This is a genomic window from uncultured Paraglaciecola sp., assembly GCF_913020055.1.
Classification (GTDB): Bacteria; Pseudomonadota; Gammaproteobacteria; order Enterobacterales; family Alteromonadaceae; genus Paraglaciecola.
Genome location: NZ_CAJWCF010000004.1, coordinates 47,292 through 68,227, shown reverse-complemented (window position 1 = coordinate 68,227; position 20,936 = coordinate 47,292). Strand labels below are relative to the sequence as shown.

The 20,936-nt window shown below is 38.8% G+C and carries 18 protein-coding genes; 5 read left to right on the top strand and 13 right to left on the bottom strand.

All coding sequences use genetic code 11. The features are described from left to right. Positions 1–200 precede the first annotated feature (200 nt). The gene (locus QZ488_RS01840) at positions 201–944 is read left to right on the top strand and encodes a YciK family oxidoreductase (protein ID WP_293745928.1); all 744 of its coding nucleotides are present in this window, start codon (positions 201–203) and stop codon (positions 942–944) included. 67 nt (positions 945–1,011) lie between these two features. Here QZ488_RS01840 and glnS read toward each other — a convergent pair whose 3' ends face one another. Further along, complete coding sequence (glnS, locus tag QZ488_RS01835; RefSeq protein WP_293745927.1) at positions 1,012–2,679, bottom strand: glutamine--tRNA ligase; 1,668 nt, start codon at positions 2,677–2,679, stop codon at positions 1,012–1,014. A gap of 249 nt (positions 2,680–2,928) precedes the next feature. Here glnS and QZ488_RS01830 point away from each other — a divergent pair, with 249 nt between their 5' ends. Next, positions 2,929–3,957: a LacI family DNA-binding transcriptional regulator gene (locus QZ488_RS01830; RefSeq protein WP_293745926.1), complete on the top strand. Its 1,029-nt coding sequence runs from the start codon at positions 2,929–2,931 to the stop codon at positions 3,955–3,957. Here the strand turns inward: QZ488_RS01830 and QZ488_RS01825 are convergent, their stop codons facing one another. The 10 genes from QZ488_RS01825 to QZ488_RS01780 all read right to left on the bottom strand — a co-directional run bounded on the left by QZ488_RS01825 (position 3,958) and on the right by QZ488_RS01780 (position 13,902). Then, positions 3,958–5,496 carry an alpha-amylase family glycosyl hydrolase gene (locus QZ488_RS01825; protein WP_293745925.1) on the bottom strand — a complete coding sequence of 513 codons (1,539 nt, stop codon included), beginning with the start codon at positions 5,494–5,496 and terminating at the stop codon, positions 3,958–3,960. Positions 5,497–5,682: 186 nt separating this feature from the next. Further along, the gene (locus QZ488_RS01820) at positions 5,683–7,191 is read right to left on the bottom strand and encodes an MFS transporter (RefSeq protein ID WP_293745924.1); all 1,509 of its coding nucleotides are present in this window, start codon (positions 7,189–7,191) and stop codon (positions 5,683–5,685) included. Between the two features lie 135 nt (positions 7,192–7,326). Further along, the gene (locus QZ488_RS01815; RefSeq protein WP_293745923.1) at positions 7,327–7,803 is read right to left on the bottom strand and encodes a thioesterase family protein; all 477 of its coding nucleotides are present in this window, start codon (positions 7,801–7,803) and stop codon (positions 7,327–7,329) included. After that, the gene (locus QZ488_RS01810) at positions 7,803–8,483 is read right to left on the bottom strand and encodes a rhomboid family intramembrane serine protease (protein WP_293745922.1); all 681 of its coding nucleotides are present in this window, start codon (positions 8,481–8,483) and stop codon (positions 7,803–7,805) included. The genes QZ488_RS01815 and QZ488_RS01810 overlap by 1 nt, the downstream gene beginning before the upstream one ends. A gap of 126 nt (positions 8,484–8,609) precedes the next feature. Continuing rightward, entirely contained in the window at positions 8,610–9,041 is a 432-nt protein-coding gene (locus tag QZ488_RS01805) for a hypothetical protein (RefSeq protein WP_293745921.1), read from the bottom strand. A 50-nt stretch (positions 9,042–9,091) separates the two neighbouring features. Beyond that, positions 9,092–9,697 carry a nucleotidyltransferase family protein gene (locus QZ488_RS01800; RefSeq protein WP_293745920.1) on the bottom strand — a complete coding sequence of 202 codons (606 nt, stop codon included), beginning with the start codon at positions 9,695–9,697 and terminating at the stop codon, positions 9,092–9,094. After that, positions 9,694–10,701 (bottom strand): XdhC/CoxI family protein, encoded by a 1,008-nt coding sequence (locus QZ488_RS01795; RefSeq protein WP_293745919.1) that lies wholly within the window; start codon positions 10,699–10,701, stop codon positions 9,694–9,696. The genes QZ488_RS01800 and QZ488_RS01795 overlap by 4 nt, the downstream gene beginning before the upstream one ends. 5 nt (positions 10,702–10,706) lie before the next feature. Then, on the bottom strand, positions 10,707–11,870 hold the full coding sequence (locus QZ488_RS01790) for an RDD family protein (protein ID WP_293745918.1): 1,164 nt from the start codon (positions 11,868–11,870) through the stop codon (positions 10,707–10,709). An 11-nt stretch (positions 11,871–11,881) separates the two neighbouring features. After that, the gene (locus QZ488_RS01785) at positions 11,882–13,066 is read right to left on the bottom strand and encodes a hypothetical protein (RefSeq protein WP_293745917.1); all 1,185 of its coding nucleotides are present in this window, start codon (positions 13,064–13,066) and stop codon (positions 11,882–11,884) included. Further along, positions 13,066–13,902: a MoxR family ATPase gene (locus QZ488_RS01780; protein ID WP_293745916.1), complete on the bottom strand. Its 837-nt coding sequence runs from the start codon at positions 13,900–13,902 to the stop codon at positions 13,066–13,068. The genes QZ488_RS01785 and QZ488_RS01780 overlap by 1 nt, the downstream gene beginning before the upstream one ends. Positions 13,903–14,163: 261 nt before the next feature. Here QZ488_RS01780 and cysK point away from each other — a divergent pair, with 261 nt between their 5' ends. Beyond that, complete coding sequence (gene cysK, locus QZ488_RS01775; RefSeq protein ID WP_293745915.1) at positions 14,164–15,129, top strand: cysteine synthase A; 966 nt, start codon at positions 14,164–14,166, stop codon at positions 15,127–15,129. A 147-nt stretch (positions 15,130–15,276) separates the two neighbouring features. After that, positions 15,277–15,720 (top strand): hypothetical protein, encoded by a 444-nt coding sequence (locus tag QZ488_RS01770; protein ID WP_293745914.1) that lies wholly within the window; start codon positions 15,277–15,279, stop codon positions 15,718–15,720. Between the two features lie 9 nt (positions 15,721–15,729). On the opposite strand, the gene ggt is transcribed toward QZ488_RS01770, so the two are convergent. Then, positions 15,730–17,466: a gamma-glutamyltransferase gene (ggt, locus tag QZ488_RS01765; protein WP_293745947.1), complete on the bottom strand. Its 1,737-nt coding sequence runs from the start codon at positions 17,464–17,466 to the stop codon at positions 15,730–15,732. Positions 17,467–17,647: 181 nt separating this feature from the next. Here ggt and rrtA point away from each other — a divergent pair, with 181 nt between their 5' ends. Next, positions 17,648–18,250, top strand: coding sequence for a rhombosortase (gene rrtA, locus QZ488_RS01760; RefSeq protein WP_293745913.1), 603 nt, complete (start codon positions 17,648–17,650; stop codon positions 18,248–18,250). 66 nt (positions 18,251–18,316) lie between these two features. Here rrtA and QZ488_RS01755 read toward each other — a convergent pair whose 3' ends face one another. Beyond that, positions 18,317–20,806, bottom strand: a complete 2,490-nt coding sequence (locus tag QZ488_RS01755; RefSeq protein ID WP_293745912.1) for a prolyl oligopeptidase family serine peptidase — start codon at positions 20,804–20,806, stop codon at positions 18,317–18,319. Between the last annotated feature and the right edge of the window lie 130 nt (positions 20,807–20,936).

The following is a 20,936-nucleotide window of genomic DNA, read 5'->3' as shown; positions in this document are numbered from 1 at the left end:
ATGCATGTAATAGACATGTAATAATTTTGTTTCAATGGTGTGACCAGTTAACCCGTATCCATACTATTCACTTTACTCCTTGTTTGCAAAGGCTAGATGGAAAACAAATTTAAAAAAATTAGCCTACAAATGGTCTACGGCTTTCTTAGGTCGTCATTTCAGTGATACCATTTAAACATTGAATATTTTAGATGTTTATCATGCACACTTACATTCCCTCAAAACAATATTTAGACAAAAAAACCATCTTAGTCACGGGAGCCGGAGACGGTATAGGCAAACAAGCGGCCTTGCATTATGCAAAATTTGGCGCAACCGTCATTTTACTCGGCAAAACAGTAGCCAAATTAGAAAAGGTTTATGACGAGATAATTAATAATGGTGGAAATGAGCCAGCTATTGTCCCTCTAGATTTAAAGGGGGCAACCGCAAAACATTATCGTGATATGGCCAATACTATTACTGATCAGTTTGGCTATTTAGATGGCTTGTTGCATAACGCGAGTGTGTTGGGGCATTTAGGCCCTTTTGAACAAATCAGTGAACAAGATTGGCAAAATGTATTTCAAGTTAACGTAACCAGCCAATTTTTAATGACTCAAGCGTTATTGCCCGCTTTAAAAAAAGCCCCTCAATCTTCGGTTATTTTCACCACATCCAGCGTTGGATTAAAAGGTAGAGCTTACTGGGGACCCTATTCAATCTCTAAATTTGCTACACAAGGTATGATGCAAATATTGGCTGATGAATTCGACAACAGTAATATTCGCTGTAATTCTATTAATCCTGGTGGCACCAAAACCGCTATGCGCGCTAAAGCCTTTCCAGCTGAAAATGCAGATAATTTGAAAACACCAGAAGAGATAATGCCACTTTATTTGTACCTAATGGATAACGATACAAGCACAGAGAATGGTCAGACATTTGAAGCACAGCCTAAATAAAAATGCTAAAACAAAAAACCGGATGTTAATTGTCCGGTTTTTTAGTAAAACACTTTTAGTTTACCCTTTAACTTTGATCCATTTTCGCCCAAGTATCCCTTAGGCTCACAGAACGATTAAACACTAATTTTTCACCTTGGCTATCTTTGTCTTTGCAAAAGTAACCTGTCCTTTCAAACTGGATAGGTACACTGAGCTCGGTTTCAACCAGACTAGGTTCAACTATTCCGTGTTTAACGATTAAAGACTCTTCGTTAATAGAAGCAATCAAGTCTTCTTCGGCGGCTGGATTAGGTACTTTAAACAATCTATCGTACAAACGTATTTCAGCTGAGACGCCATGAGTAGCGGAAACCCAATGAATAACACCTTTTACTTTACGTCCATCGGCAGGATCTTTGCCTAAAGTATCTTTATCGTAACTACAGTAAACAGTGGTGATATTTCCCTGAGGATCTTTCTCTACTCGTTCTGCTTTTATTACATAGGCATTTCTTAAGCGTACTTCTTTACCTAATACTAAACGTTTAAACTTCTTGTTCGCTTCTTCTCTAAAGTCATCAGCCTCGATAAAAATCTCTTTGCTAAAAGGCACTTGCCTACTGCCCATTGACTCATCTGCTGGGTGATTTGGTGCCGTCAAACTTTCAACTTCATCGCCCTGATAATTTTCAATTACTAGTTTTAGCGGTTCAAGCACAGCCATCGCCCTAGGAGCAGCAGCATTTAACTCTTCTCTTAAACAAGCTTCAAGCATGGACATTTCAACCATATTGTCCATTTTGGTTACACCGATACGTTTACAAAATTCACGTATAGATGCGGATGTGTAGCCGCGGCGGCGCAATCCAGCAACAGTTGGCATACGAGGATCGTCCCAACCATTAACTTGATTTTCTTCGACTAATTGGATTAATTTCCGTTTACTCAATACGGTATATTCTAGATTCAGCCTTGAAAATTCGTATTGATGGGGAGTGGAATCAATGGTGATATTGCTCAGAACCCAATCATATAAACGTCTATTATCTTGAAATTCCAAAGTACATAAGGAGTGAGTAATACCTTCAATTGCATCAGAAATACAATGGGTAAAATCATACATCGGATAAATGCACCACTTATCACCCGTTTGGTGATGATGGGCGAACCTGACTCTATATAAAGCAGGGTCACGCATACACATAAAAGCGGAACTCATATCAATTTTGGCGCGTAACAGGCATTCACCTTCTTTAAATTCGCCATTTCGCATTTTTTCAAATAAAGCTAAATTTTCACTAGCCGATGTATCTCTATACGGGCTGTTTTTTCCTGCTTCTTTTAAAGTACCACGCAATTCACGCATCTGTTCTTGGCTAGAAAAATCAACATACGCCAAACCCTTATTGATCAATTCAACGGCAAACCCATAAAGTTGATCAAAGTAATTGGATGAATAACGCACTTCCCCATCCCAGTTAAAACCCAACCAAGAAACATCTTGTTGAATAGCGTTAACGTAGTCTATATCTTCTTTCTCAGGGTTAGTGTCGTCAAATCTTAGGTTACATTGGCCTTGGTAATCTTGGGCGATACCGAAATTAAGACAAATAGACTTAGCATGGCCAATGTGAAGATAACCATTTGGCTCTGGTGGAAAACGAGTCTGGATCTTAGAATGTAAACCTTCGTTAATATCTTTATCTATGATTTGACGAATAAAATTGGTCGGACGACTGTCAGTCTCGGCCATTAATGTACCCTCTTGGTAAAACTTGCGAATGATGAAGCTGGATATTATACCAGTATCAAATATCAAGATAACGATTTTTACCTGTGTGTTTGCTATTTATTAGGCTAGAAATTAATAGATCCCTAAATACCTTATGCCAGTGAAGTAAAAAGTCGATGTTAAATTACTAAAAAACAATCTAAGATACTGCCAGATAAAGAAATTGTTCGTCATCTTCACTTTTCGTTAGGAATTTAGTAGCCATAAATTATGAGAGATAAAGCCATTTCTTTTGATATAGCGCATCGTGCGGGTGTATCCCAATCAACAGTTTCAAGAGCTCTACGTGACAGTCCATTAGTCAATAAAGAAACGCGGGACAAAATTCAAGCTATCGCCACAGAACTAAATTATAAGGTGGATAAAAATGCCAGTAATTTACGCCGTCAACACAGTTTAACCCTAGCCTTATTGTTGTTTGAAGACCCCACATCAGACGACTCCCTTATTAATCCATTTTTCCTTTCTATGTTAGGCAGTATTACTAAAGCAAGCACCAAGGCAGGTTACGATTTATTAGTGTCTTTTCAAAACTTAAACGATGATTGGCATGCTGAATATGAAGATTGCAACAAAGCTGACGGCCTTATTTTATTGGGTTATGGCGATTATACCGACTACCGAGACAAACTGACAAAACTGGAAGAACAAGGTACCCATTTTGTTAGATGGGGCGCCCATGATGTTGACCATCCTGGGGTATCTATCGGCTGTGACAATATGCAAGGTGGTTATGATGTTACCCAACACATGCTTAACATGCAGCGCAGTAAATTTACTTTTATTGGTGAAGCAGGTAGTCAAGCCCCAGAATTTAAGGAGCGTTATTTAGGTCACTGCCAAGCATTAAAAGATGCTGGGTTAGAGGTTAATAATAGTATGCAGTTTGATGCGATTTCTACCGAAAAATCAGGTTATCAAGCAGTACAAAGATTACTCGACACAAGTAAACCGTTTGATGCGTTATTTTGTGCAAGTGATCTTATTGCATTAGGGGCCATGCGATGTTTACAAGAAAAAGGCCTGAGTATCCCCAAAGATGTCGCCATTGCTGGTTTCGATAACATTCCAATTTCTAGTTTTGCAAATCCTGCGTTAACCACTGTGCACCAAAACACAAAATTAGCAGGCGAGATTTTAGTGGATAATTTACTCAGATTAATTAGTGGTGAAGAAGTGTCCCACTACTTGATGCCGGTTGATTTGGTAGTGCGCCAGTCTAGTGGCGCACTACGATAGTTATTTGTTGTCCATTAAGCGTTTTAATTCATCAAGCAACAGTTGATTTGAGATTGGTCCTTGATGTAGCCAAATTTGCACACCATGAGCCACCACTTTAGCCTTTAACTGAACATTTGACTGGTTGATACTCACTTGGTCATCACTCATTTGGCTAACCCAGTTTCCTGCTTGTAGATATTTTTCAATCAAAAACTCTGCATCCTGATCACCTTTATTCAATAAAACCAAAGCAGTTTGCGATACATCATTCTTAACTAAAACCCGATAAAAAGCAGCTTTATTGCCCGCCAACTCGATATTTACTTGTAGACCGCTTTGCAATGCGGGTATTTTTTTCCGAACATTGGCAATGTTAGTCAAGGCTGTATGGATTTTATGGCTTTTTGCCAATTCTATGTTGTTTTGCCCCAAATAATTTCTATTACCTTGGTGTTCTGCTTTACCTCGCATAAAACCCATTTCCGAGCCTTGATATACAACAGGAATGCCACGGCTAGTAAACAACCAATTATTGGCATCAATAAAACCATTGTCTGTTGCGTTTAACCTAGGCATGTCATGGTTGTCGTAGAAAGTCGTCAGGTCATAAGGATTAACGTAGGGTCCGTGAGTTAAATATAGATAGTCGGTTAAATCAGCATAGTCACTTTGCGGATTTTCAAATGTAGCCACAAGTGCATTTTTTCCAACAAAGTCCAACACACTAATACCACCATTTTTAGCTAAGGTATGTTGGGCCAAAAAGTTTGCATCATGATTAAAGCTCTCTCCAAACATGAAAAAGTCTGGGTGTTTGGCGCGAACTTTGTCTGACATTAATTTCCAAAAAGCATGGGGTACATGTTTTATGGTGTCAATTCGAAATGCATCCGCGCCCTGCTCTATCCAATATAAATAGGAGTTTATTAAATACTCTTGCAACACGGGGTTAGTATCATTTAGGTTGGATAGCTGCATAATATCTGGTGTATGGTGAAACATATCGTGCAGAGGATTATTGCTATCCAAGTCTTCTGGCTTGAGGTTTTGATGATCAGCCACTAACTGGCTATCAATATCATACAACTCGCCGAATTTAGCTTGATCTATGGGCATATCAAAAGAAGGCGAACCATGATTAGCTACAACATCAAATACAGACTTCAAACCAAATTGCTCGCGCATCTGTTGGGTGTATTCTTTATACCCAAGATTTTGTGAAGGATAGTGTTCATCAATTTGATAGAAGTTATTAGCCCAATAACCGTGATAACCGGTTTTACCGCCATCCTTAAATGCACCACCAAACTCAATGACTTCACCACCTGCAAAAGCCTGATCGGGATTATCTAAAATGGGCGTTAACCACACCGCAGTAAATCCCATATCACTAATGTATTGAGCGTTATTTAACACGCCTTTAAGATCTCCGCCTAAATAACCAACATTCGCGGTTTGGCCATTATCACCTGTCAGTGGCACATCGAATGTAGGCCAATCACCGCATTGTTGTAATTGATTATTACTCGGGTCTCCATCAACAAAACGGTCGGTCATTACAAAATAGACCGCTTCTTTTGCAAACGAATTTTTAGTTCCATAGAACTCTTGAATAGATTCTTTGTTATCTGAAGATTTAGTATGTCCTCATTGTCATTTTGCGGTTGGCAAGACAACATACAGAGACTAGATACTAAAGCAACGCCGACAAACTTTTTATTAGATACTAACAAAATTAAACTCCTACTCAGGGATCTTGACACGAAGGGTCATAACACCGGCAATCAACATACTGCCCCCCCCCAAAACTAATGCATAAACGGGTTGATTATCGAAAACCTTAGTGATCAGAAATCCTAAAATACTGGCCGCTAGTATTTGAGGAATAACGATAAAGAAGTTAAATATGCCCATATACACACCCATTTTTTTGGCGGGTAATACATTGGATAAAATGGCATAAGGTACCGACAAAATCGAAGCCCAAGCAAATCCCACCCCAACCATCGACAATACTAACCAAGCGGGATCTTTGATAAAAATAAAGGAAATAAAGCCTAAACCGCCCAAACTAAGGTTAATCAAATGGGCAAATTGCAAGTTAGAGAATCTGACGACTATAGGAATGATAATTGCCGCAAAAATTGAAACACCATTGTATGTTGCCATCAAGATAGAAACCCAATCAGCACCTTCGTTATAAATAGCTGATGTTACGTCGGTACTTGCATAGTGATATGACGTTACCGCGGAGTTGGTGTATATCCACATGGAAAACAGAGGGAACCATGAGAAAAATTGTACAACCGCCAACTGACGCATAGCCTGAGGCATGGCAAATAGATCGTTCATAACTTCAGAAAAACCATTGCTGGTAGAGCCATTTTTAGCTAGATAACCGGCAATCAATTGGCAAACACCAAACGCGGCCAAACCGCCTGCTAATATGTATAAGTTCTTATTTAGGTGTTGCATATTACTTGAAATTATAAAATACAGAGCTAAACCAATGACAGAATAAATGACTCCACCTTTAATATATTTACTACTAGCGCGGGTAACTTGTGCCTCAATTGGCGTTTTCTGCTCCGCAGCTAGCGCTTCTTCAAAGGCTTCTAGCTGTTCAGGTGAATATTCTTTTGTAGATAGTACAGTCCAAAGCACTGCAACAAAGAAGATACTACCACCGGCATAAAAAGAGAACTTAACCGAATCAGGGATCATACCCGCTGGCGCAACGTTACTTATATCAAACCAATTGGTCATCATCCAAGGCAATGCCGAGGCTACAACCGCACCCACACCAATAAAAAAAGTTTGCTTTGCATAACCCATGGCTCTTTGTTTTTTGGGTAACATGTCACCCACAAATGCTCTAAAGGGTTCCATCGAAACATTAATCGAGGCGTCCATAACCCATAACATACCGGCAGCTAACCAAAGTGTTGGTGAGTTGGGCATAATGAACAATGACAAACTTGCAGCAATTGCTCCCCATAAAAAATAAGGCCTTCTTCTACCTAAACGATTCCAAGTGTTATCACTCATATAACCGATAATAGGTTGTACAATTAACCCCGTAATGGGCGCTGCCACCCAAAGAATGGCTAGATTGCTATAGTCAGCACCTAAAGCTTCAAATATTCGGCTAACATTAGAGTTTTGTAGAGCAAAGCCAAATTGGATCCCTAAAAATCCAAAACACATATTCCAGATTTGCCAAAAGTTTAATTGGGGTTTTGTTTTGTGCATTAAATATTCTCTAAAGCAGCTATGAAATACGGCTGAATGACAGATCTTTCGCAGCTGTTAATAAAAAGTAGATGGTAAGAGTAGAGAGTACCTTGAGTCTAGGTAAATCAACAACTTAATGCATACGTATTCAGGCTATGTAAGCACACCTGCATGGTTAATTAAGGGCAAAGGTGCTGGGCTACACAGTTTTGCTCGTAACCAATCTGGAACGGGGGTCTTTTGATAGTTTTGAGTGTCGACCATCACATAAGTAATAGTGCAATTGGCAATTATTTTTTGTGAAGAAAAGTCGTTGATTGACACATCAAAAGTATAAGATGTGTTACCCACTCTTTGGGTTGTGACATTAATGGCCAAAACATCATCAAAGCAAGCAGAAGAAAGCCAATCAATATGTAAACTTACCACCTGATTATCCAAGCCTCTATCAAGCAAAGCTTGAAAACCATCTACAGCCACTCTGAAATATTCAGTCATAGCGACATCGATATAATCTGCATAACGAGCATTAAACACAACTTGCTGAGCGTCACATTCCCCATATCTAACTCTTAGTAACAAACTAAACTTATCGTTTATCTCGGATGTGTTTTGCTGGGTATCGGGCATTAATGTAGTCTCGGTTTGTCATCTAATTCGGATGGATCTTGGATTTGCCATTCTTCATCAAAGTTTATCTCTGTATCATTATCAAAGTCTTCGCTTTCCCATTCGTAGCGTTTCTCCGCTGGTTTTGGATCACTGTTTCTCCAAATTAGGGCAGCTATAACACCTGCTAAGGCACCAAAAAAATGATATTCAAAAGAAATACCTTCTTCCCTAGGGAAAATAGTCATTGTCATGCCACCATAAAGTAAAAAAGCAATCATCATTATTGCCACAGAACTTTTATCACGACGAAAAATACTGGCTACAAATAAAAAGAAAAATAAACCATGAGTCAAACCGCTCGCACCTATGTGTGTGGCTGGTCTGGCAAACAACCACACCCCAATACCGGACAATACCCACACTAGACTTAAAACTTTCCACCAAGATTTAGGGTAACCGTAATACAAAAAGCTAGCCAAAATTAGGATGGCGAAAGTATTATTGAAGATATGCTCTAAAGACCCATGCACCAAAGGCGCTGTCAGTATACCTAACATACCGTGCACTTCTAAAGGTACCAATCCCATAAAGGAAAGATCTAAGTTGAACAATATCTGAGCGGATTTAATACACCACAACATCGTAATCCCAATGACTGAATAGAGGATGCTTTGGCTTAATCGTTTATTTTGTTTCATACAACGGATATTGGGCTGAGTTATCAATTTTAAAGAGGTAGTTGTGGGACATAAAGATTATGCGCTTTAACCTAATTTGTTAAACGTTGTTTGAAACAACTAGGTTTTCAGTCTTTTTAGTTCAGGTTAGTTAGCTTTGCCTTCATCTTCAGGCAAGTCTTTAGGTTGATTCATTCGTCTATAATATTGTTGAAGTTTTTCTTTGCCTAATTGCGAAAGTTTACCGTCAACTTGTTGTTCTTTGATCACCTCTTCAATTTTCGAAAACCAGTCATCAACATTACTATCCGCGGTGTCATTTTTATCTTCCGTTTCTGCGCTGGGCAAGTTAACACCAAATAAATTGATCCAATGATCACTCTTTCGCCCGATCCTCATTAATTTCAAGAAATAACTTTGTTTAGAATTATGAGCCAGAATGATGTCTGTTACGACTAAGACGATAGAAATGGGACTCATCAAAACATCACGTAACGCATCTAAACCCAATTTCAATTGAAACACTATGGCGTGTCGAATGAGTGACATACGTTCACTGTTTGGTTGTTTATCTTGCATAAGGCCTGACTGATTAGTTGTTTACATAAAGAATAAGCCCTATGCGTTAGCTATTCAACATACCTTGATTTAACTAACAAAGCGTTTAAATCTTCAATCGTATCAATATCAAAAGCGGCTTCTGGCATATCAACAGCGAGAACCTGTTGAGAATATTTTTGGAGCAGTGATTTGGCGCCATTGTCCCCTGTCATTTGAGCTAATTCAGACAAATACTGCCTTGGAAATATTGCAGGCACCCCTACCTTATTCGCATAACTAGCAGCAATAATATGATTTGGGAATCGGCTTGTTTGTTCTAACATTTTTAAAATAAGTTGCTGATTAAGTGCAACCTGGTCGGCTAAACAAATCAATATATGAGTAGTGTCATTTGCAATTAATTGTATACTTTGAGCCAAAGAATGCCCCATTCCTAATGGCCAAGAATCAACTACAAACTGATTAATATTGGCTGGAAGTACCTTACAAATAGACTCTGCATTTGAACCTAACACAACGTATCCATTAGTAATGCCATTGATCCACTTATCACCTTGACAATAATGTGAAAGGCAATGGCAAATCATCGGCTGCCCTTGTATGTCAGCCAATTGTTTTATTCCGTTAAAACGTTTGCTTTGTCCTGCGGCCAACATGATCAACTCTGTTTTCACTGATTTAATACGCCACTGATGGATAAAGCGTTGGCATTTTCTAGAATCGCATGTGCTTCAGATAACATGGATAACGCGATTGATTCTGGCAACTCACCACCTAGACGCAAACCTACTGGGTTCGCTAGTGGTTTACTTAAATTACTCCTAGTCAATTTTGCAATATCCAAAACTCTATCGGTACGATGAGTAGGCCCGAGTAATCCAACATATTTAGCGCTACTGTTTTGCACTAATTTTAATGCTTGTGCATCCAGTTTAATGTTGTGAGTTAATACCAGCGCAATATCTATTTGTGTTAACCATGTCGCGTTTTGTAATTCGTCTATTGGCTGTCGAATAATCTGCTTAGCCTTAAGAAAAAACTCGGTTTTGGCGTAGCCTACCCTAGGATCAATAAGTATCACTTGCCAACCCAATTCAGCCGCAATGCCTACCACAGGTTTTGCATCTACACCCGCGCCGAAGACCGCCAACAATGGTGCGGGACTCAACTGTTGAACAAAAACGTCTGCAGACCGAATCTTATTCTTTGTAGCAACAGCAGTTTGTAACTCGTCTATGATCGGCAGCACTTCATTTTGTGGAAAACCTTCATCGACTTGTTGGTGATACTCAACATGTTGTCTTTGCCCTAAACAACTATTTAATTCATCGAGATTTAGATAGGAATTGTCTGAGTTAACGGGTTGCAGCAGAATCCTTACCATACCACCGCAACCAATTCCCAGTTGCCATGCAAGATCTTCTTCTTCACGCATATCATATTCAATAATTCGATTTTGTTGATTGTCCCAACAACGCCTAGCTTGACGCATAATGTCTGACTCTAAACAGCCTCCACTTAATAAACCAAAATATTGTCCCATGTCGTTTATTAACATCATGGCTCCGGCTTTTCTATATGATGAGCCGTCTGTTTCAACGATTGTTGCTAAAACCCATAAATGTTGATCTCGGTTTTCGGACCAATGGCCTAACAACTGAGTGATTCTATTGGCCATTAATGTTATTCCGTCATCTCTTTAACAAAATGTACTTTGGGTTTACGCAAATCAATTACTAGGGTTTCAGATATTTTATCTTGAATAGCTTGACGATTCGGGTCCCAAAAGACCTGTAAAAACCCGGTTAATCCTGTGGCAAAACCTGCTGCATAGCCGCCATAACGACCAAAACTTTCCCATAAATTTAATGCCTTATTATCAAGCTTAATAACCTTCATACCCATTAATTTTTTTCCTGGAGTTTGCCCTTTCCACCAAGCAGTAAAAATACTGAAATAAAACGCTGCCCAACCAAAACCCAGACCTAGCTCTTCTACTAAATCTTCTAACCAGTTAAGTAAGCCCTTGGACTTCGTATTTTCCTTATTCTCTAATGCCTTATTAACTTTTACTTCAGTAGATAAAGGTTCTTCTAAGCTTTCAGATTTATAGTTCGTCGCAACAATATTCAGTAAATGGTTCGATAACTCAGCTTGTTGCTCTGTATTAAGGTTTTCTGAAACTGCTGAAAGATAACCTTCTAATACGCCATCAATAGCGTCTTTATTAAAGCCAATATCTATAATGTCTTGAATAAGTTCTTCACCTAAGGTTTCAACGCAGTCATAGGCAGGTTCACAATCGCCTGCAGTGATTTTTTCTTTCATTTCCTTAGTCTCTAACAAATACTTTGCCGTTATTGCAACTATTTCAATTCCACCTACGTTAATATCGTTGCTTTCTGACACGTCAGGCTGATTATTATCAAATGCATCATTTTCATTAATTTCATCCACAATGCCCATAGCAACAACAAACAACAACAAAGCAACAAGTAGCCTTAAAAATATGCGAGCCCCATTGAAACGTTTCTTTGTTTTTAATCGATTGCCTGCTCTGAAAAAAGTCCAAGCTGCTACAGCTGCCAAAACCAAACTGCTTACCTGGGTTAATAAGGCAATAAATACTAAATCGATTAGTAATGCAAAACCTCTTCGAAAAGGTCCTGCCAGAGGCGTACCTAATAAATCATCAGATACAAAAAACGCATATGGAGTGACAATTTGTCGTGTTTCTTTGCGGGTAAGATGTGGATTGTGTTCAGTAGAGTCTAGCGCGCTAGACTCTACATCATTATCTGCTTGTTTTTTTATTTGATTTATTGCTAAGTCTGTTGATTTTTCCATAACTGACTATTTTATCCACTTCTTTTAGTTAAGCTTTTAATTCCCTCCCCTATTCCATCTAGCGTGAGGGGGAACATTCTTTCTGTCATCAGTTCTTTCATTATGCTAACTGACGCATAATAATTCCAGTACTGACTCAACTGCGGGTTAAGCCATATTGCATGTTCAAAATGATTAAGTAAACGTTGCATCCATACAGAACCCGCTTCTTCATTCCAATGTTCTACACTGCCTCCAGGATAGGTAATTTCATAAGGCCCCATGGTGGCATCACCTACAAATATTAACTTATAGTCAGCACCATATTTGTGAATGATATTGGCAATCGGAATAACTTCTCTGTCACGCCTTTTGTTGTCTTTCCAAACGCCCTCATAAACACAATTATGAAAATAGAAATATTCAAGATATTTAAATTCAGTATGTACCGCAGAAAACAATTCTTCACACTCTTTAATGTGTGCGTCCATTGAGCCACCTACATCAAAAAACATCAATACTTTTACCGCGTTGTGTCGCTCTTGCACCATATGAATATCAAGTAACCCAGCGTTCTTAGCGGTAGAGCCTATAGTAGTTGGGATGTCGAGTTCTTCAGTTGCTCCTGTACGGGCAAATTTACGCAGTTTTCTCAGGGCTACTTTTATATTACGGGTGCCTAATTCAACATCACCGGCTAGGTTCTTAAACTCTCTTTTATCCCACACTTTAGCAGCTGAAAAATTCCTATTTCCTTCTTGGCCTATACGCACGCCTTGAGGATTGTAACCGTTAGCACCAAAGGGTGATGTGCCTCCCGTACCAATCCATTTATTACCACCTTGATGACGTTTTTCTTGTTCAGCCAAACGTTCTTTGAGGGTTTTCATCAGTTCTTCAAGGCCACCCAAAGCTTTAATTTGTGCCTTTTCTTCTTCACTAAAATGTCGTTCCAATGCATTTTTCAACCATTCTTCAGGGATATCTTTACCAAAAAGATCAATGCTTTGCACACCTTCAAAATAATCTGCAAACGCCCTATCAAACTTATCGTACTGACTCTCATCCTTAACCATTACCAGTTTGGCTAATATATAAAAATCATCAACACTGGCAAATATCACACCTTTTTCAAGTGCCTTAAGTAAGTCGAGAAGCTCTCTTAGACTCACTGACAGTTTGTATTCTCTGAGTTTAAAAAAGAAATCAATTAACATTAACGGCGCGCCATAAAGACCAATTTTTCGAACAAGTGGATATCTTGTTCATTCTTCAACAAAGCGCCATATAAAGGTGGAATACTTTGTTTGCCGTCTTTGTTTTGTAATGCTTCAGCTGGAATGTCTTCAGCCACTAATAATTTTAACCAATCTAGCAATTCTGATGTAGAAGGTTTTTTACGCAAACCAGGTACATCACGTAGATCGAAAAATGATTGTAACGCTTGGTTAAGAAGTATTTTCTTAATTTCCGGAAAGTGTACATCCACAATTTGACGCATCTCTTGGGCATCAGGAAACTGAATATAATGGAAAAAACAACGTCGTAAGAATGCGTCAGGTAATTCTTTTTCATTGTTCGATGTAATGATTACAATTGGACGTCGTTTGGCTTTGATAACCTGTTGTGTTTCATAAACAAAAAATTCCATTTTATCCAGCTCTAACAACAGATCATTTGGAAACTCAATATCGGCTTTGTCTATTTCATCAATCAATAATATGGTGCGTTTTTCTGCATCAAATGCCTGCCACAACTTACCTTTAACAATGTAATTGCCAATATCATGGACCTTTTCATCACCTAGCTGCGAGTCACGCAGACGAGAAACAGCATCGTATTCATATAAACCTTGCTGGGCTTTTGTTGTAGATTTAATATGCCACTGGATTAGATTGGCATCTAAACTTTTTGCCAATTCTTCAGCCAACATGGTTTTACCCGTGCCCGGCTCCCCCTTAATTAATAACGGTTTTTCTAACGTGATAGCCGCGTTAACAGCAAGTTGTAACTCGCGGCTAGCAATATATTTTTCTGTTCCATTAAACGCCATTTAAAACCTCAAAAATCATTAACAAAAAATTAACCATAAGATATAGCGAAAAAGCTCTTTAAATAAAGCCTTCTACCCTTACCTATAGTTATGAATGTCATTATGATAAAACAGTTTTATAGGCTATATGTATCAATAATATTTATAGGGCCAGTTGTTGTTTGATAAATATTAAGAAAATAGGCGCTACAATTACTGATAGACGGTGTACCAATTAAGGTTACACTGTTAAAAATAAAAATATTAAGCAAGGAAATAACTATGCAAGTATACGACGACAATTCACTCGCTATTGGTAAAACACCTTTGGTTAAACTCAATCGAGTTACCGGTGGCAACGTTTACGCAAAAATTGAATCCAGAAATCCAAGCTTCAGTGTTAAGTGCCGTATAGGCGCAAACATGATTTGGGATGCCGAGAAAAAAGGCTTACTTAAACCAGGTAACGAAATAGTGGAAGCAACAAGTGGAAATACCGGGATCGCGTTAGCATTTGTAGCAGCATCTAGAGGGTATAAGATCACCTTAACCATGCCTAGCTCAATGAGCTTAGAGCGTCGTAAGTTACTTAAAGCCATGGGCGCAAATTTAGTCTTAACAGAAGCGCCTAAAGGAATGAAAGGAGCGATTGCTGCTGCAAATGAAATTGTAGCATCCGATCCTTCAAAGTATATTCCTATGCATCAATTTGAAAATCCAGCCAACCCTGAAATTCATGAAAAAACCACTGGCCCAGAGATTTGGAATGATACAGACGGTAAAATAGATATTTTTGTTGCTGGTGTTGGAACTGGCGGAACCATTTCTGGTGTAAGCCGTTATATCAAGAATACCCAAGGCAAAGCTATCACTACTGTGGCAGTTGAGCCCACTGATTCTCCAGTCATCACTCAAGCCAAAGCAGGTGAAGCACTTACTCCTGGTCCTCACAAAATTCAGGGAATAGGCGCTGGTTTTATCCCTGGCAACCTAGACCTAGACACTGTTGATGCTGTTGAGCAAGTCAGTAATGAAGAATGTATGGCAATGACCCATCGTCTAATGAAGGAAGAAGGCATTTTAGCCGGCATTTCTTCAGGTGCCGCTGTAGTTGCAGCCAAACGTTGGGCAGAAAAGCCAGAGAATGCCAACAAAATCATAGTGGTTATCTTAGCCAGCGCATCTGAGCGTTATTTGAGTAGTCCTTTGTTTGCCGGTGAGTTTTCTGATTCAGAAAATATTCAATAACCGTATAAATTGATAATATTGTAAACTTTGTTTACATCTTTTTTTATTAAAAGGGAGGCACTAGCCTCCCTTTTCTTTTGGTCTATCAAAAAACAGGATAAGATGAAACTATAAAAATAAGCTTAAATATAATTTATGGAATCTAACATGCTAAAAAATATCAGCTTTATCTTAATATTTTCTCTTTTTTTCATCGCATGTGAAGAAGCCCCAGTAAAAAAAGGCGGAGGGAAATTCGGAATGTTAGATAGTGATATTCCTGAATTCGCAGCCATTGAGTTTTTCGAACATATTTATCACAGTAAAAATTTAGAAGGAGCCATTAAATTAAGCACGCCAAAAATGGAGCGATTAATGCGTTCATATCACACTAACAAAGGCGTACAAAAACACGTGTTAAATATGCGATTCGATAAGGTCAAAATTCAACCCAGCACACGCAGTGCTGGCCGAAATGAATTCGCTAAAGACGCCAAAATATCATTGTTTTTTGAGGGAGAATTAGATGGTGATATTATTAAAGACATGCGTTTAGTGGAATTGATAAAAGTAGACAAAGATTGGAAGGTTGATGAAGTGAGTGTGGAATAGGCTTCCAGCCTATAACCCTACTGCAACACCTTCACGCCTAGGATCTGCACCGCCAATCAGTACTCCGTCGATTATTTGGATGCCATGTAAACCGCTGTTTAAATCTCTAATTTGGACTTTGTGCCCCATTTTTTCAAGAACTGGTTTTAAGCCTTCAACTTCAGTACCTTTTTCTAACGCTGTATAGTCATTCCTATTAGTCACTTTAGGTAAATTGATGGCTTGTTGTATATCTAACCCCCAATCAAGAACACCCATAATAGTCTGTGCGACGTAACTCACAATACGACTTCCTCCTGGTGAACCTATGGCAAGAATCAGTTGACCGGTTTCATCGAAAACCATGGTAGGACTCATCGCACTTCGGGGGCGTTTTTTAGGTTCAACCCTATTAAGCACTGCATCATTATATCTATAAGGATTAAATGAAAAATCAGTAAGCTGATTATTTAATAAGAATCCATCCACCATCACCCCTGAGCCAAAGGCGAACTCAATACTGGTTGTCATAGAAACTGCATTGCCCTCTTTATCGACAATACTGATATGGCTAGTATTGGGCTGTTCAAGGGTTTGACCTTTAGAAAAATTGGAGATAAGAAAAGGTTTACCTGCCAAAGTTTTACCTATGTCTTTATCTAAGCTAATTTTCCTTGAGCGTTCTGCCAAATAACGTTTACTTAACAACGCACTGAAAGGAATTCGACTGAAGTCGCTATCAGCAATGTACATCTCTCTATCAGCATAAGCCAACCTAGAAGCTTGGGTAAATAAGTGAACGGTTTGAATAGAGTCAATTGGATATTGGCCCATATTAAAAGGCTCTAAAGTGCGTAATATCTGTAATACATTAATACCACCTGAGCTTGGTGGCGCCATACCGCATATCTGATAAGTGCGATAACTGCCGCAAACGGGTGACCGTTTAACGGCTTTATACTCTGCTATGTCTTGCGAAGTTAACAAGCCTGGATTAATAATTGAAAACTGTGCTGCGCCTGCAATATTCTCAGCAAGTTTACCGTTGTAAAAACTCTCAGCACCATCTTTAGCTATGGTAGTTAAAGTGCGAGCTAACGCAGCGTTCTTTTTAACAGAACCTTCAGTGAGAGGTTTGCCACCAGGGTAAAAATAAATAGAGGACGTTCTAAATTGGTTAAGGCCGGGATGAATTTTGCGCTCTAATAAAGAAGCGAGACGATTTGAAACGGTAAAACCATTTTTCGCTAGGGAAATGGTATCAGTAAACAGTGTTGACCAATCTAAGGTGCCAAATTCTTTATGTGCCATATCAAGTGCTTTTAGCACCCCAGGTACACCTATGGATTTACCTCCTACAACTGCATCAATCCATTTAACGGGTTTTCCATCATCCAAAAACAAATCAATTTTTGCTTTGGAGGGAGCTGTTTCTCGACCGTCATAAGTATGTAATTTTTTGGCTTTGTTATCCCAATAAAGAATAAACGCACCACCACCTATACCTGAAGACTGGGGTTCTACTAACGTTAGCATAGCCTGTACCGCAATTGCGGCATCAATTGCATTACCACCATTAACTAATATATTTTTACCCGCCCAAGACGCGTATGGATTAGCAGCCACTACCATAAAGTCTTTTGCTTGAAATGCGCTTTTTTGTTGTAAACCTGTTGCCGCTTCTGGCTCTCGGTCTTCTCGTTTTTGTTTGCCCTGTAATGGCAAACTAATCAATAAAACGATACAAAAAACAAATGAAATTTTTATAAAACGCACATATTTTCCCAACAACAATAAATAGGCTCGAACACTAACGATGCATGACTGTATTTGCAAATAGTTATCGTTGTTTAATGACAATATTTTTATATTGTTCAAAATTAACCGGCTCTAACTTATCGAATGGAAATTAGTTACTATAGGTATACAAAGTAACCATAATAACTATATGTTTAATCTACCCACTCAAATAAAATACAGTCTAGCCCCTCTGTTAATAGTCATTATTAGTATTATTATGGCCTTAATAGAGCCTATGAGTAGTGACTTTCTGGCGTATGACAGACATCAACTGAATAACTTGCAATTGTGGCGACTGTTAACAGGGCATTTTCTACACACTAATAGTATGCATTTAGTATTAAATATAGTTGGTTTAACCTTACTGTGGGCTTTACATGGTCAGTATTACCAAACAAAACGTTATGTAACTCTATTTTTCACTTTGTGTTTGGGTACATCGTGTGGCCTGTTTTTGTTTGCGCCTCAAATGATTTGGTATGTAGGTTTGTCAGGGGTACTACATGGCTTGTTTATTATTGGCGCCTATTTTGATATTCAGAATAAATTTAAAAGCGGTTGGATAATGTTACTGGGAGTTTGGCTAAAAGTAGGTCATGAACAAATATATGGCGCTAGTGAAAATGTTGCGCAATTAATCGAAGCTAATGTAGCGATTGATGCCCATTTGTTTGGCACAATAACAGGTAGCATTATAATTTTGTTTTATTTTGTCGCAGATAAAATTCATAACAATAGGCAAAAAATATAACTATTCAAATCAATGCCCTAATCATTGCGAGTAAAACCGCTGTTTTACTCGCAACACATACAAAATCTATAAATTAGTTTCAAACAACTTATAAATTCTACGGTACTCGTCTAACCATGAACTTGGTTGTACAAAGCCGTGTGATTCAACTGGGTAGATTGCCGTTTCGAAATCTTCCTTTTCTAATTCAATTAAACGCTGAACTAATCTCACTACATCTACAAAGAAAACATTACTGTCTATCATTGGCGCGTTGATAAGCAATGGCTTTTCTAATCCTTCGGCGAAGTAAATTGGAGAGCTCCTTTCATAGGCAATAGGATCCACATCAGGAGTATTGAGTATGTTAGAAGTATATCCATGATTGTAGTGTGCCCAATCGCTAACAGGTCTTAATGCTGCCCCTGCTTGGAATAAATCAGGTGCATTAAACAGCGCCATAAAAGTCATAAAACCACCATAAGAACCACCATATGTACCTACCCTTTGGCGATCAACATTCACATTCTCAACTAACCAATCAATCCCATCTCTTAGGTCTTCAATTTCAGGAGTGCCCATTTGTCGATAAATAGCGGTACGCCAATCTCTGCCATACCCTGCCGATGCGCGATAATCCATATCTAGTACCACGTATCCTTTTTGCACTAACAAGTTGTGAAACATAAACTCTCTGAAGTAACCTGACCAACCAAGATGAGAGTTTTGCAAATAACCCGCGCCGTGGTTAAACACAACAGCCTTAGCCTTTAAACCTGGTTGCATATTTCGAGGTGTATAAACACGTGAATAGATAGGTTGGTCAGTGTGCGAAGAGTTTACTGGAACAATATCAGGAGCAAGCCATTCCATGTCTAAAAATGCCTGACTAGTTGTATGGGTGAGCTGGGTAACGGATTGATTTGCAACTGACTGCAAATATAACTCTGGCGGACGAACTAGGCTTGAATGGGTTAACAATAATGATTTTTCATCAGGGCTTAATTGATAATCTGTCATGCCATTTAACGTGGTAAGTGCTTCTAATGTATAATCAGCTAAGGCAACTCGGTATATCTCGTATATGCCTGGGTGTTTTTTATTTGCCTTAAAATACATAAATTTATCGTCGAAAGTTAAGGTCAACGAGTCGACCTCAAAACGTCCGTTAGTAACAGCCCTCGCCTGACCATTTAACGGTTTAACATAAAGTTGTGAATAACCTGTTTCCTCTGACAAATAGTACAATTCAGCACTATTATTTAACCAGCCAAAACTGTTAAATTTATAATTAATCCAAGCATCATCATGTAAGCGGTGTTGATTAACTAACGTGCCGCTCTCGGTATTAATCGTCGCTAGCCACCTGTCTTTGTTGTCCCATGCTTCCAACATGACCGCGACATTTTCGCCGTTGTTATGCCATTGTACCGCACCTTGCGTCCAATACCAGTCTTGTATTAGGTTAATATCTCTAGGTAAACGGTTAGCAGCATAGGTTTCTCCCTTGGCGTTCGCATTCTCTCTTTTCACTGCTTCCAATACATCTTCGTTATACCCAGGCAAACTTTTATAACTGAGTTTACGTTTGGTTCTATCTTGTAAATTGAGCAACCAAATACTCTGTTGGCCAGGTTTAGAGTCAGCAACTCTACGACGCACCTTGTCAGCAGCTATTCTTCCATCATCATTAATATAGTTGGGCATAATGTCACCATCATCCCGCCAAGTAGATTCTTCTTGTTCTACCAATACTAGCCATTTGCCATTAGGCGACAAACTGGCTTTAGCGGTCTCGTTTCCTTCTGAAAAATAGAATTCAGCTGGCGCTAAGCTAAGGTTTTTTTGCCCAAGTTGTTTCTTTTTCTCAAAACCTAATTCTTTGTGTTGACGTTTTAATGCAACCACTTCAATTAATTGTTGCTGCTGTTCGGCAATATAGTCTTCTGGTTCTTCTACGGCTGTAGGTTCATCAGCAAACTTCCATGAGACTAGTTGTTCATATAAGCCATGTTCTGGGTGAAGAGCGTAAAGAGCGTTACCACTTTGAAAACTTAAACGTCCATCATTTAGAAAGACTAAGTTGTGTGGTTGCCTATTATCTTTTGTCAGTTGTTTTAACGTATTTTCGGAGAGGTTTTTGACAAATATATTACCTTCAAATACCCAAGCAGCAGTATCCCTATCTTGATTAAACACTCGATTTTTATAATCGTGTATATGTAACTGTGTCAACCCAACCTTAGTACCATTGCCCTTTGCGCTTAGTGGTTTTTCCCATAAGTCTGATAAGGGTGACGCTTGCTGTTTTTGCTGGTAATAAATACTTTGACTATCATCAGCCCAATACGCAGAGCTAGGTTGACGACCTATCCAATCTGGATCACCCATGATTTGTTCTAAAGTTAATAACTTTGATTGAGGGTCAGTGCCAATTGACTTATCAGACTTGATAATTTTCGGTTGTATCGCATCAGCTTTTATAACGATTGAATCTGTAGTCTGGGTTGCCGAACAGGCAAAAAGAAAAGAGGTAGCAGTGGCTAATAAAAAGCCTTTTTTATTCAGTTTGAACATTCAGTAAGCCTTTGACAATATTGAGTTATATCCCAACGCTATTTAAACGCATTTGAGGGGCGACTGGCAAAACAAAAATACAAATCCCCGTATAACCCCTATGAGTGTTCGTCATTCATTATTTACACTC

Coding starts and splice junctions, on each gene's coding strand:
- QZ488_RS01795 (WP_293745919.1), bottom strand. CDS start 10,701: ATGGCCAATAGAATCACTCAGTTGTTAGGCCATTGGTCCGAAAACCGA.
- cysK (WP_293745915.1), top strand. CDS start 14,164: ATGCAAGTATACGACGACAATTCACTCGCTATTGGTAAAACACCTTTG.
- glnS (WP_293745927.1), bottom strand. CDS start 2,679: ATGGCCGAGACTGACAGTCGTCCGACCAATTTTATTCGTCAAATCATA.
- QZ488_RS01825 (WP_293745925.1), bottom strand. CDS start 5,496: ATGACCGACCGTTTTGTTGATGGAGACCCGAGTAATAATCAATTACAA.
- QZ488_RS01805 (WP_293745921.1), bottom strand. CDS start 9,041: ATGCAAGATAAACAACCAAACAGTGAACGTATGTCACTCATTCGACAC.
- QZ488_RS01780 (WP_293745916.1), bottom strand. CDS start 13,902: ATGGCGTTTAATGGAACAGAAAAATATATTGCTAGCCGCGAGTTACAA.
- QZ488_RS01820 (WP_293745924.1), bottom strand. CDS start 7,191: ATGCACAAAACAAAACCCCAATTAAACTTTTGGCAAATCTGGAATATG.
- QZ488_RS01790 (WP_293745918.1), bottom strand. CDS start 11,870: ATGGAAAAATCAACAGACTTAGCAATAAATCAAATAAAAAAACAAGCA.
- QZ488_RS01770 (WP_293745914.1), top strand. CDS start 15,277: ATGCTAAAAAATATCAGCTTTATCTTAATATTTTCTCTTTTTTTCATC.
- QZ488_RS01815 (WP_293745923.1), bottom strand. CDS start 7,803: ATGCCCGATACCCAGCAAAACACATCCGAGATAAACGATAAGTTTAGT.
- QZ488_RS01830 (WP_293745926.1), top strand. CDS start 2,929: ATGAGAGATAAAGCCATTTCTTTTGATATAGCGCATCGTGCGGGTGTA.
- QZ488_RS01840 (WP_293745928.1), top strand. CDS start 201: ATGCACACTTACATTCCCTCAAAACAATATTTAGACAAAAAAACCATC.
- QZ488_RS01755 (WP_293745912.1), bottom strand. CDS start 20,806: ATGTTCAAACTGAATAAAAAAGGCTTTTTATTAGCCACTGCTACCTCT.
- QZ488_RS01785 (WP_293745917.1), bottom strand. CDS start 13,066: ATGTTAATTGATTTCTTTTTTAAACTCAGAGAATACAAACTGTCAGTG.
- QZ488_RS01810 (WP_293745922.1), bottom strand. CDS start 8,483: ATGAAACAAAATAAACGATTAAGCCAAAGCATCCTCTATTCAGTCATT.
- rrtA (WP_293745913.1), top strand. CDS start 17,648: ATGTTTAATCTACCCACTCAAATAAAATACAGTCTAGCCCCTCTGTTA.